Annotated in this window: 13 protein-coding genes; 7 read left to right on the top strand and 6 right to left on the bottom strand. The window is 58.7% G+C overall.

From position 1 onward, the window contains the following. Positions 1 to 80 precede the first annotated feature (80 nt). Both macA and CI807_RS19285 read left to right on the top strand, forming a co-directional pair. Positions 81 to 1,232 carry a macrolide transporter subunit MacA gene (gene macA, locus CI807_RS19280; RefSeq protein ID WP_095015773.1) on the top strand — a complete coding sequence of 384 codons (1,152 nt, stop codon included), beginning with the start codon at positions 81 to 83 and terminating at the stop codon, positions 1,230 to 1,232. A 3-nt stretch (positions 1,233 to 1,235) separates the two neighbouring features. Further along, complete coding sequence (locus tag CI807_RS19285; RefSeq protein WP_033897439.1) at positions 1,236 to 3,194, top strand: MacB family efflux pump subunit; 1,959 nt, start codon at positions 1,236 to 1,238, stop codon at positions 3,192 to 3,194. 42 nt (positions 3,195 to 3,236) lie between these two features. Here CI807_RS19285 and CI807_RS19290 read toward each other — a convergent pair whose 3' ends face one another. Both CI807_RS19290 and CI807_RS19295 read right to left on the bottom strand, forming a co-directional pair. Then, entirely contained in the window at positions 3,237 to 3,905 is a 669-nt protein-coding gene (locus CI807_RS19290) for a response regulator transcription factor (RefSeq protein ID WP_177409588.1), read from the bottom strand. A 153-nt stretch (positions 3,906 to 4,058) separates the two neighbouring features. After that, positions 4,059 to 5,294, bottom strand: coding sequence for a methionine gamma-lyase (locus CI807_RS19295; RefSeq protein ID WP_095015775.1), 1,236 nt, complete (start codon positions 5,292 to 5,294; stop codon positions 4,059 to 4,061). Positions 5,295 to 5,417: 123 nt separating this feature from the next. Between CI807_RS19295 and CI807_RS19300 the strand changes: the two genes are divergently transcribed. Together CI807_RS19300 and CI807_RS19305 are read left to right on the top strand one after the other, a co-directional pair. Continuing rightward, entirely contained in the window at positions 5,418 to 5,888 is a 471-nt protein-coding gene (locus CI807_RS19300; protein WP_016976082.1) for an Lrp/AsnC family transcriptional regulator, read from the top strand. 153 nt (positions 5,889 to 6,041) lie between these two features. Continuing rightward, positions 6,042 to 6,248 carry a PLDc N-terminal domain-containing protein gene (locus CI807_RS19305; RefSeq protein ID WP_095015776.1) on the top strand — a complete coding sequence of 69 codons (207 nt, stop codon included), beginning with the start codon at positions 6,042 to 6,044 and terminating at the stop codon, positions 6,246 to 6,248. A gap of 33 nt (positions 6,249 to 6,281) precedes the next feature. Here the strand turns inward: CI807_RS19305 and CI807_RS19310 are convergent, their stop codons facing one another. Then, positions 6,282 to 7,064, bottom strand: coding sequence for a DeoR/GlpR family DNA-binding transcription regulator (locus CI807_RS19310; RefSeq protein ID WP_095015777.1), 783 nt, complete (start codon positions 7,062 to 7,064; stop codon positions 6,282 to 6,284). A 121-nt stretch (positions 7,065 to 7,185) separates the two neighbouring features. Between CI807_RS19310 and CI807_RS19315 the strand changes: the two genes are divergently transcribed. Next, the gene (locus tag CI807_RS19315) at positions 7,186 to 8,346 is read left to right on the top strand and encodes an alpha-hydroxy acid oxidase (protein ID WP_095015778.1); all 1,161 of its coding nucleotides are present in this window, start codon (positions 7,186 to 7,188) and stop codon (positions 8,344 to 8,346) included. A gap of 192 nt (positions 8,347 to 8,538) precedes the next feature. Here CI807_RS19315 and CI807_RS19320 read toward each other — a convergent pair whose 3' ends face one another. Next, complete coding sequence (locus tag CI807_RS19320; RefSeq protein WP_095015779.1) at positions 8,539 to 9,465, bottom strand: alpha/beta hydrolase; 927 nt, start codon at positions 9,463 to 9,465, stop codon at positions 8,539 to 8,541. Between the two features lie 163 nt (positions 9,466 to 9,628). Here CI807_RS19320 and CI807_RS19325 point away from each other — a divergent pair, with 163 nt between their 5' ends. Together CI807_RS19325 and CI807_RS19330 are read left to right on the top strand one after the other, a co-directional pair. Beyond that, the gene (locus tag CI807_RS19325) at positions 9,629 to 10,486 is read left to right on the top strand and encodes an SDR family NAD(P)-dependent oxidoreductase (protein ID WP_095015780.1); all 858 of its coding nucleotides are present in this window, start codon (positions 9,629 to 9,631) and stop codon (positions 10,484 to 10,486) included. Between the two features lie 11 nt (positions 10,487 to 10,497). Continuing rightward, positions 10,498 to 11,085: an NUDIX domain-containing protein gene (locus CI807_RS19330; protein WP_095015781.1), complete on the top strand. Its 588-nt coding sequence runs from the start codon at positions 10,498 to 10,500 to the stop codon at positions 11,083 to 11,085. A 132-nt stretch (positions 11,086 to 11,217) separates the two neighbouring features. On the opposite strand, the gene CI807_RS19335 is transcribed toward CI807_RS19330, so the two are convergent. Together CI807_RS19335 and CI807_RS19340 are read right to left on the bottom strand one after the other, a co-directional pair. Beyond that, on the bottom strand, positions 11,218 to 11,538 hold the full coding sequence (locus CI807_RS19335; RefSeq protein ID WP_095015782.1) for a contact-dependent growth inhibition system immunity protein: 321 nt from the start codon (positions 11,536 to 11,538) through the stop codon (positions 11,218 to 11,220). Beyond that, the coding region (locus CI807_RS19340; protein ID WP_305883902.1) for an RNase A-like domain-containing protein at positions 11,535 to 12,051 on the bottom strand (517 nt) is incomplete at its 5' end. The genes CI807_RS19335 and CI807_RS19340, both read right to left, overlap by 4 nt.

The raw sequence follows: 12,051 nt of genomic DNA on the forward strand, positions 1-12,051 counted from the left end.
CAAAAGTGACCCGCCGTAAGGGCGGAACCCATATCAGCCGTTACCTAAATAACGGATATGTAAACGACCAAAGGCCACCCATGGAAAAGTCAAAGTTACGCAAACTAGGAATGCTCACGGTAATCACAGTCGCCATAGGCCTAATCATCTACACGGTCCAAGCCCCCGCCGACACACCGCAATACCTCACCGCCACCGCCGAACGCGGCAACATCGAAAACGCCGTGCTCGCCACCGGCCTGCTCGAAGGCATCAAACAGGTCGACGTCGGCGCCCAAGTCTCAGGCCAATTGAAATCCCTCAAGGTCAAAGTCGGCGACAAGGTCAAAAAGGGTCAATGGCTAGCCGAAATCGACCCATTGATCCTGCAAAACACCCTGCGCAAAGCCCAGGTCGACGAAGAAAACCTCCAGGCCCAACGCCGCGCCACAGCGGCGCAGCTCAAGCAGGCCAAGTCCGTATACGAACGCTACAAAGGCCTGCAGATTGACGAGTCAGTCTCCCGCCAGGACTTCGAAGACGCCGAATCCACCTTCCAGGTGCAACAGGCCAACTTGCTGTCCCTGGACGCGCAGATAAAAAGCGCCCACATCCAGATCGACACCGCCAAGGTCAACCTGGCCTACACCCGCATCGTCGCGCCCATCGACGGCGATGTGGTGGGCATCGTCACCCAGGAAGGCCAGACCGTAATCGCCAACCAACTGGCGCCGGTGCTGCTCAAACTGGCGGACCTCGACACCATGACCGTCAAGGCCCAGGTCTCCGAGGCGGATGTGATTCACATCAGCCCCGGCCAGCAGGTGTACTTCACCATCCTCGGCGAGGCCGACAAGCGTTACTACGCCAAGCTGCGCGGCACGGAACCGGCGCCACAGAATTTCCTGGAAACCCAGACCGCCGGCACGCCGAAGCAGAACACCGCAGTGTTCTACAACGCGTTGTTCGATGTGCCTAACCCCGACCACCGTCTGCGCATCGCCATGACCGCCCAGGTACGTATCGTGCTCGACACCGCCGAGGCCGCACTGATGGTGCCGGTGGCGGCGCTGGGGGCGCGCAACAACGACGGCAGTTACTCGTTGCGGGTGCTGGACGCGAAAGGCAAGGCAGTGTCGCGGGAGGTGAAGACCGGGATCAACAACAACGTCAAGGTGCAGATCCTCGAAGGCCTGGCCGAAGGCGACAAAGTGGTGATCGGCGATGCCACGCCCGCTGTGGCGGGGAACTGACGGATGACTCAGCCACTGCTGGAACTCAAGGGCATCACCCGTAGCTTCATGGCCGGCGAGCGTGAATTCATCGCGCTCAAGGGCATCGACCTGACGATCCATGCCGGGGAAATGGTCGCGATCATCGGCGCCTCAGGCTCGGGGAAATCCACCCTGATGAACATCCTCGGCGGCCTGGATTACGCCACGGCCGGCAGCTACAAAATCAACGGCATCGAAACCCGCTCCCTGGGTGATGAGCAGTTGGCTGAACTGCGCCGCGATTACTTCGGTTTTATCTTCCAGCGCTACCATTTGCTGGCGCACCTGAGTGCCTTGCACAACGTGGAAATGCCAGCGATCTACGCCGGTACGCCGGAAACCCAGCGCCACAGCCGCGCACGGGAGTTGCTCGCGCGGCTCGGCTTGTCCGGTCACACCACCCATCGCCCCAGCCAGCTCTCCGGTGGCCAGCAGCAACGGGTGAGTATCGCCCGCGCCTTGATGAACGGCGGCGAAGTGATCCTCGCCGACGAACCCACCGGCGCCCTCGACACCCACAGCGGCAAAGAGGTGATGCGCATCCTCGCCGAGCTGCACGCGGCGGGGCACACGGTGATTATCGTCACCCATGACCCCAAGGTCGCGGCGAATGCGCAGCGCATCGTCGAGGTGAGCGATGGCGAGATTGTCAGCGACAAGGCCAATGAGCGTGCTGGCCTGGAGTTGCCCAGCGAAACGCCCATCGAGCCAAAACGCAGTGGTGCCCGGCGTTTGGTGGCGAGCCTGGGGTTGTTCAAGGAGGCCTTCAACATGGCCTGGGTCGCGCTGGTGTCTCACCGCATGCGCACGTTGTTGACCATGCTCGGTATCGTTATCGGCATTACTTCCGTGGTGTCGATCTCGGCCATCGGTGAAGGCGCCAAGCGCTATGTGCTCAAGGACATTCAGGCGATCGGCAGCAACACCATCGACATTTTTTCCGGCACCAGTTTTGGCGATAGCCGCGCCTCGGCCATCGAGACCTTGATGCCTTCGGATGTGGACGCGTTGAACCAGCTGTATTACGTCGACAGTGCCACGCCGGTGGTGGGCCGCAATCTGTTGCTGCGCTTTGGCAATATCGACCTGGATGCGCAGGTCAATGGGGTGAGCGACCGCTACTTCAAGGTGAAGGGACTCAAGCTCGAAGCCGGTATCGCCTTCAGCGAAAGTGACGCACGGCGCCAGGCCCAGGTGGTAGTGATCGACCACAACACGCGTCACCGACTGTTCGGCCCGAACGTCGACCCGCTGGGCCAGGTGATCCTGGTGGGTAACCTGCCGTGTACCGTGATTGGGGTCACCGCTGACAACAAGAACATGTTCGCTGCCAGCAAGGCGCTGAACGTGTGGGTGCCCTATGAAACAGCGGCAGGGCGCTTGCTGGGGCAGCGCCATCTGGACAGCATCACCGTGCGCATCAAGGATGGCCAGCCGAGCAAGGTGGTCGAAGACAACGTCAACAAACTCATGCTGCAACGCCACGGCACCAAGGACTTCTTCACCAACAACCTCGACAGCATCATGCAGACCGTGCAGAAAACCAGCCGCTCCCTGGCGTTGCTGCTGTCGTTGATCGCGGTGATTTCGTTGCTGGTGGGGGGCATTGGCGTGATGAATATCATGCTGGTGTCTGTCACCGAGCGCACCCGTGAGATCGGCATTCGCATGGCGGTAGGGGCGCGGCAGTCGGATATCCGCCAGCAGTTCCTGGTGGAGGCGGTGATGGTGTGTTTGATCGGCGGGCTGATCGGGATCTCGCTGTCCTATGCCCTGGGCTTTCTGTTTTCGTTGTTTGTGAAGGAATGGGAGATGGTGTTTTCCCTGGGCTCGATCATCACGGCGTTTGCCTGTTCGACGTTGATCGGCATTGTGTTTGGCTTTGTGCCGGCCAGGAATGCGGCGCGGCTGGACCCGATCGAGGCGCTTGCCAGAGATTGAGCGACTCCCAGTAAGAGCCGGCAAGCCGGCTCCTACAGGTTTTTACGAGAGCGTGTCCTCAGTGGCATACATCCATCGCAACAACGAATGCCGCCCGCTGATCCCCAGTTTGATCGACGCGCGCTTCAGGTAGCTCTCGATGGTGTTGACCTTCAACGCCAACTGCTCCGCCAACTCCGGCGCAGTCCGCCCTGCGAGCAGGCCCACGCACACTTCAAGCTCACGGTTGGACAAGGTCAACCCTGACTGCACCAGTCGTTCTTGAATGCGCCTGCGCAGGGTTTCGATACCTTGGTTTTCCGGCACCGCCGCGTCGCTGTCCTGGCGGCACGGTTGGATCGCGACGATGTGCTTTTCCACCATGGGCAGCAACAAGGTCGAGAAGTCCTGCAACATGCTGCGTTCCTGGGGCGAAAAGCTTTCGGACTGGTGCGAGCGATACACCGACAAGACGTAGCGCACGTCATCCTTGCGGCGGGTGAGGTGCAATTGTGCGGCCGGTTGTTCGTCGCCCAACGCCTCCACCGAATCGGTGTAGACCGGGCTGATCTTGCGGCGGGTGTGCCCGTCGGCGCTGACCTGCAATTGTGTGATATGAGTGGCATCCACTGCCAGTTGGGTGAGGATCAGGTCATGCAGCATGCGTGGGAAATGGCGGCTGCCGGTGCTGGCGATGACTTTGCCAATATGAGGGAACAGCTGTGAGTTCATCATTTCGTCCATGAGGCGTGCAGGTATTCGGCCTTAGAGCAGCGGGGATTAAGGTGCAAGCCAACGAATAACCTACCGTGATAGTCCTTCCCGCCGGAACCTATGCTAGTACAGCCTGGCGACGGGAAGGGGATCCAATCTTAAAAAATCGGATTAAAAACTCACAAGCTTAGAAGGACGCGTGAGGGTACGGGTGCACTTGGCGAGTGCCTGCTGCACGTCCGCCAGCAGGTCGGCCACGTCCTCAAGCCCTACCGACAAGCGCACCAACCCTTCGCTGATACCGTGCGCCGCACGCTCCTGCGGGGTGTAGGTGGAATGGGTCATGCTTGCCGGATGCTGGGCCAGTGACTCCGCGTCACCCAGGCTGACCGCACGGGTGAACAGTTTGAGCGCATTCATGAAGCGCCGGCCGGTTTCAATGCCGCCTTTGAGCTCGAAGGCAATCATGCCACCAGGTAGTTTCATCTGCTGTGTCGCCAGTTCGTATTGCGGGAAAGAACGCAATCCTGGGTACGTCACCGACTGCACGGCCGGATGTGCCTGCAAGGCTTCGGCTACGGCCTGGGCGTTGCTGCAATGACGGTCCATGCGCAGAGCCAGGGTCTTGAGGCCGCGCATCAACAGCGAAGCGTCCTGGGGCGACATCACCGCGCCGGTCAGGTCCTTGAGGCCTTGCAGGCGAATGCGCTGGGCCAGGGCCTGGCTGCTCACGGCGATGCCCGCGGTGATATCGCCGTGGCCGCTGAGGTACTTGGTGGCCGAATGCACCACCACATCGGCGCCCAGGTCGAGGGGGCGTTGCAGGTAGGGCGTGCAGTAGGTGTTGTCGACCACCAGTGTGACGTTCGGCTGCTGGTGGGCGAGGGCGGCCACGGCAGCGATATCCACCAGCCGCAGGTTGGGGTTGGCCGGGGTCTCGCAGTAGATCATGCGGGTGGCGGGGCTGAGTGCGGCTTGCAGGGCAGCCAGGTCAGTCAGGTCGACATGCCGCACCTTGATACCGAACTCACCGATGCCATGGTGCAGCAGGGCAAAGGTGCAGCCGTACAGGGTCTGGCTGACGATCACTTCATCGCCAGGGCGCAGCAGGGTCCAGAACGTCGCGGCGATCGCGCCCATGCCGGAACTGAACGCCACTGCGGCTTCGCCGTTTTCCAGAGTCGCCATGCGTGATTCCAGCAGCGCCAGGGTCGGGTTGGAAATGCGCGTATAGAAGTGGCCGCTCGCTTCACCGGCAAAACAGGCGGCGCCATATTCGGCGGTTGGGAAAGCAAAGGTGGCTGACAGGTAAATGGGCGGAACGAGCGCACCGTGATGGTCTTTTGGGTCATAGCCGTGGTGGATGGCGCGGGTGGAAAAGCCGAATGCATTGTGTTTATTGTTCATGTCGGACGCTCCTTATTTCCTACAATGCTATGCTCATAACCAGAGATGAACTTTGCAATATTTGCTGCTAATTCCCGCGTCCTGGGATGAAAACCTCATAAAAATAAAGAATAGAGGCACGTTATGCCTGTCAGTCTCGATCGTACCGACAAAGCCCTTTTAAACGCATTGCAAGGCAACGCCCGTCTCACGGTGGCCGAATTGGCCGACCGCGTATCCCTGACCACCTCGCCGTGCTGGCGGCGAGTGCGCAACCTCGAAGAGAGTGGGGTGATCAGCGGGTATCAAGCGATTCTTTCGCCCAAGGCACTGGGGTATGGGGTGACGGCGTTTGTCAGCATCATGATGGAGAGCCACACCCAGGAAATTGCTCGGGCGTTTGAACAGCGATTGTTAGAGATTCCGGAGATTGTGGCGTGTCATAACGTGTCGGGGCGGTATGATTTTTTGTTGGAAGTGGTGGCGAAGGATCTGGAGTCGTTTGGGGAATTTGCGCGTGAGGTGCTGCAGACGTTGCCTTGCGTCAAGGAGATTTATTCGAGCTTTTCCTATAAGTCGGTCAGGGCGTTGAGGGTGATTCCGTTGCCGGGGTGAATTTCTGGGGGACATATTTAAATCATGTTTCAGCCTGCTTGTTCGTTAAGCACTTGATCGGTTGAAACATGGACCCGTTCGGCCCTTCCAGCAATTTTAATGAACCCTCAAGGCCGATGCTTGACCTAATGCATACGACCTAGGAGGTGAAGCATGGAAATTCAATATATCTGGATCGGCTTGGCGGTGATTCTGCTGCTGTTGGAATTGTGGGCGATCAATACCGTATTGCGCAGCACAGGGGGCTGGGAGAGCAAAGGGTTGTGGCTGGTGATCCTGATTTTTGTACCGCTGTTCGGCTTGATTGCCTGGGCGATGTTCGGGCCCAAGCGCGAGATGCCGGCGCATCGCAGAAACTGAATTGAAAGGCGCCTCGCGGGGCGCCTGTTTGCATCAAACCTCTACCCGCAACACTTCCAATCCCAACTGCTCATACGTTTCCACGCTCGGCACATGCCACTCCGTAATCAGCGTATGAATCCGGCTGCACGGCGCCACGACAAAGGGCTCCACTGCGCCGAGCTTGTCCGCCATGGTCACAGCGACCACATGGGACGCACTGTCGAGCAAGGCCTGCTTGACCGCCACTTCATCAAAATGCAGCGAGCTGATGCCCACTTGTGGATGCATCGCACATACGCCGGTGAACAGCACATCGGCCTTGATGCTCTGGATCATGCGCACGGTTTCATGGCCGCTGGTGGACAGCGTCGCCGGGTTGAGCTGGCCGCCGGTGAGGATGACTTTTACATCGGGATGGTCGGCCAGGGCGATGGCGATCATGGGGGATGTCGTGACCACCGTGAGGCGGATTGAGCGCGGCAATGATTGGGCAATCTGCAGCGTGGTGGAACCGGAGTCGAACAGCACAATTTGCCCATCCTCCACACGGTCGGCAGCCCGCCGCGCAAGGTGACGCTTGGCCTCGTTGGTTTCACCCACGCGTGTAAAGAAGTCTTTGCCGGTGTCTTTGGGCCGGGGCAGGGCGCCACCGTGTACACGTTGCAACAGGCCGGCGGCGGCGAGTTCGCCGAGGTCGCGGCGGATGGTGTCCTGGGACACGGCAAAGTGTTCCACCAGTTCCGAGGCGGTGACTTTACCGTCGCGCTCCAGCAACAGCAGGATCTTTTGTTTGCGCAAAGAAGGCAGGTCGATGTCTTGATGAGTGTTTTGCATGTTTGTGCGCTATTTTGCGGGTTTGTGCGAGATTAGCCGTGCGGTTATCTAAACGCAATGGCTGGTTGCGCAGCCGATGGGCGGTTACTCTCAGCATTCAGTTCAGGGAGAGGTGACCTAGATGTCGTTGATCACAACCATCGAAGATTTACGCAAGCTCGCGCAAAAACGTGTCCCACGGATGTTCTACGACTACGCTGACTCCGGCTCCTGGACTGAAAGCACTTACCGGGCGAATGAAAGCGATTTTGCCAGCATCAAGTTCCGCCAGCGGGTGGCGCGCAATATTGATCAACGTTCGATCCGCGCCACGATGATCGGCCAGGAGATGGCCATGCCGGTGGCACTGGCACCTACCGGATTGGCCGGTATGCAGCACGCCGATGGCGAGATTCTGACCGCGCGCGCCGCTGCTGCATTTGGCCTGCGCTACACCTTGTCGACCATGAGCATCTGCTCCCTGGAAGACATCGCCGAGCACGTCGGCCAGCCGTTCTGGTTCCAGCTCTATGTGATGCGCGACCGCGCCTTTATCGAACAGTTGATCGAGCGCGCCAAGGCTGCCGGCGTGGATGCGCTGGTGCTGACCCTCGACCTGCAGATCCTCGGTCAGCGCCACAAGGATTTGATCAATGGCCTGTCGGCGCCGCCGAAACTGACTTTGCCGAATATCCTCAACATGGCCACCAAGCCGCGCTGGGTGATGGGCATGCTCGGCACCAAGCGTAGGGGTTTCGGCAACATCGTCGGGCACGTGAAAGGCGTGGCAGACATGAGTTCGCTGTCTTCCTGGACCGCCCAGCAGTTCGATCCGCGCCTGAGCTGGGACGATGTGGAGTGGATCAAGCAGCGCTGGGGCGGCAAGTTGATCATCAAGGGTATCCTCGATGTGGAGGATGCTCGCCTGGCCGCGAATGCCGGTGCCGACGCACTGGTGGTGAGCAACCACGGTGGTCGTCAACTGGACGGTGCGCCTTCGAGCATCAGTCAGTTGCCGGCGATTGTCGAAGCGGTGGGCGAGCGCATTGAAGTATGGCTCGACGGTGGCATTCGCTCCGGCCAGGACGTGCTCAAAGCGATGGCATTGGGCGCCAAAGGCACCATGATCGGCCGCCCGCATTTGTATGGTCTGGGCGCGATGGGCGAAGCGGGTGTGACCAAGGCGCTTGAGATCATCGCCCGTGAGTTGGACGTATCGATGGCCTTGTGTGGGTATAACGATATACGCGATGTGAATCGCGAGATTTTGTTACCGGGTACATTTCCTGAAAGCGTTTCCTGAGCAAAAAAAACGTAAAAAAATAAAAAGAGTTGTCCACGAAAACCGTGGGTATCTCTGTGGATAACTTTGCGAAGCCCCGGCAGGGTTGGCGATTTCGGCAGAGGTTATTATTTGATCAACTTCTGTTTTGGCCCAGCATGGGCAGGGTTTGCGCTTGACACGCAAGCGCGAACCCAGTGCCGAAATACGCTTTTACGAGTCGCCGCTACGACCTGTGGAGTGTGTGACAAGCTGCGCCGGCATCTTCGCTTGCATCAGTTTGTCCAGCGCCTGGCCATAACTGCGACCGGCCAGGCTCATGCTGTTGTTATGACTGGCACCGGGCACCAGTAACAGCCGCTTGGGTTCCTGGGCGGCTTCAAACAATTGCTGGCTGAAACGCGGCGGCACGTAGCGATCATCCAGGCCATGCACCACCAGCAGCGGCATATGGATATCGGCAATCTTGTCGATGGAATCGAACTTCTGCGACAGCAGCCAGCGCACCGGCAACGAGGTATTCGCCACGGCCGTGGCCACATCCGCCAGCGACGTGAAGGTGGATTCGATCACCAGCCCGCGCACTGGCAGCGGTGTCTGCTTGCCCAATTCGGCAGCCAGGTCGATGGCCACTGCGCCCCCCAGGGAGTGCCCGTAGATCAGGCGTTTGTTCGGGTCCGGTTGCAGCACCTGGAAACGCTCCCAGGCGATGCGCGCGTCTTCATACACGGTGGTTTCCGACGGCAGTTCGCCGTGGCTCTGGCCGAAGCCACGGTAGTCGATGGCCAGTACCGAATAACCCAGGGCATGCAGTTGCTCGATGCGAAACAGTTGCCCGGTCAGGTTCCAGCGCACGCCATGCAGGTAGAGGATGGCGGGCGCGTCTTTCTTGTCCGCCGGGTACCACCAGCCATGGATATTCTGACCCGCTTTGAAACTGGCCGGCTTGAGTTCGAACTCCTGCACCGCTTTCGGCAAGCCACTGTACCAGCTGGCTGTGCCCGGCTCGATGCGAAACACGAGTTCGCGCTCCTTGTGTTGCAGCACCGCGCAGCCCACCGGCAGGCCGACGATCAACAACGCCATGCACACCATGGGAAACCAGCGCAGGCTCAGGCGCGAGAGGAAACGAGAGGACATGAAGGTTCCAGGAAAAAGGTGAAGCTGGGGTTTTACCAGATGGCCCAACCAGGCAGGAATTAATTCGACAGCCGTCAACGGGGATTGCTTGCAAAGTATTACAGCATTGAACAAGGCGCGCCGAGGTTGTTAGGGTGGGCGGCCCGAACAGGAGAGCAAGCACATGGATTTCACAGGCAAAACTGCAGTCGTCACCGGCGGTGCACGCGGGTTGGGTCTCAGTTACGCACGGGCGTTGGCCCAGGGCGGCGCACGGGTGGTGATCAGCGATATCGGTGCCGACAATGCCGGCGCGGGCAGCGATGCCTCGGTGGTCCAGGCCGCGGTAGAAGCCTTGCAGGCCGAAGGTTTGAGCGTGATCGGCCACGGCGGTGACCTGTCCACGAACGCGGGCTGCGAGCACCTGATCACCTACGCCATCGAGGCCTTCGGCCAACTCGACATCCTGATCCACAACGCCGGCTGGGTCGGTTACCAGAACATTGCCGACCTTGATGCCGCGTTCCTGCAACGCGCCATGGACATCAACCTCTACGCACCGCTCTGGCTGTGCAAGCACGCCTGGCCGCACCTGCTGCGCTCATCTGCACCGCGCATCATCCTCACCACCTCCGACCGCGCCATGTACGCACAGTATGAGCAGACTGGCCTGGTGGCCTACAGCGCGGGCAAGATGGCGCAACTGGGGATCATGAACGCGTTGAGCCACGAAGGGGCTGAGGCCGGGATCAAGGTCAATGCAATCTCACCGGTCGCCAAGACGCGCATGTGGGGCGTGACCGGAGAACCGGACGAACTCAAGCCCGACTGGGTGACGCCGGGCGTGCTGTTTCTCGCCTCCTCGCAGTGCGAGGACACGGGTTATATCCTGCGCGCCAGCAACGGCCAATTCACGGCCACGCGCTTTTCCGAAAATCCAGGGGTGGATTACCCGCGCAACCTCGCACGGATCAAGGCGGGCAGTGCCGAAGCAGTCGCCGCTGCCTGGAACAGCATCAAACAAGCCCAACCTCTTTCTTGAGAAGCCCGAGCATGGACAACAGCCCCGTTCGCATCACCGCCGAAGAGACCCTCTCGGAAAACTGGTACCTGCTGAAAAAATACAGCTTCGACCTGCGCCGCCGCGACGGCAGCTGGCAAGCCCAGACCCGCGAGGTATACGACCGCGGCAATGGCGCGACCATCCTGCTGTACAACCGCGAGCAGCGCACGGTGTTGCTGATTCGCCAGTTTCGCATGCCGACGTTCGTCAATGACTACCCCGGCTACCTGATCGAAGCAGCGGCCGGGTTGCTCGACAACGCCAGCCCTGAAGAACGTATTCGCCTGGAAGCGGAAGAAGAAACCGGGTATCGCGTGGGGCATGTGGAGAAGATCTATGCGGCGTTCATGAGCCCGGGGTCGGTGACGGAGCGGATTCACTTTTTCATGGGTGAGTATCAGCCGGGGGATCGGGTGGGGAGCGGTGGCGGCCTGGAAGAAGAGGGTGAGGATATCGAGGTGCTGGAGTTGGGGTTTGAAGAGGCGCTGGGGATGGTGCAGAGTGGGGAGATTGTGGATGGGAAGACCATTATGTTGTTGCAGCATTTGGAGTTGAGGATGCTCAAAGAAGGGTGGTGAGTTCGCTGATTAGCGGGTGAATACGATCATTGTGGTGAGCAGGCTTGCCCTGCGCTGGGCTGCGGAGCAGCCTCAGAACAGACAGTGCTGATTGCCCAACGCGAGCAAGCTCGCTCGACACAGGGGGACGTTTCAAACAGGTTTTTCTTGTTTAACTAAGTAATTATCGAATTTCACGATAATGTGATTCAGCCAGGATAATCCTGAAGCCCATTGACTGGGGTAGTAGTAATAACAATGTTGCTTGTGCAGTAAATTCTTTTGAAGGGTAGGCTCGTCTATATAGTCATTTATCAATTCTAGTATTTCTTTTTTTACAATTGTTATTGTGGCTCTTGAAGAATCAAGCAGGAAGGCGTCTATCACTTCGTCGGCTGTCGAATGTTCTATTGTCCAGTCCTGATTAAAGTAAGCGCCGAAAAATTGCTGCAGCTCTGTCAATGGAATTTTCATTTTTCCGGGTATCCCGTCAGTAATAGATAGCCATCTGGCATGTTGGGTCTTCTCTTCAGAACTAGAATGAAATTGTAAACAAGCTCAGGCGTTTCAGTGCCTCTAATAATACTCACGCCAACAGGCTGCCTAGAACGGTCGTTGATTATATGTTTATCCTTATCTCCTTCTAAAAACTCTACAATTTCGTTTCGGTGATTGTTCAAGCTCCCAGACACAATGGCTTCTGCTTCTTCTAGATTTTTGAAGGTTGATGCTGCGGGAATATGCGGTTCCAGATTGAGCCTTGCAATCAGTTGTGCTTCCGTCTGCGCAACATGCTTTCGAATCAAGTGCCCGCCTGCATTTTCATGTGCATCTAGTATGCCACCAGGGCAATTTCCAACCTTACAGCTCAGTCCTAGCGGATCTACCCACGCGGTCGGATTGGTTACGTACTGGTACGCGTTGATACCCCCCGCCAGCTTCACCGGGTCCGGTGTCAGGTAGCGACCAATATCCGGATTGTAGTAG

The organism is Pseudomonas sp. NS1(2017), from assembly GCF_002269425.1.
In the GTDB taxonomy this organism is placed as follows: Bacteria; Pseudomonadota; Gammaproteobacteria; order Pseudomonadales; family Pseudomonadaceae; genus Aquipseudomonas; species Aquipseudomonas reactans.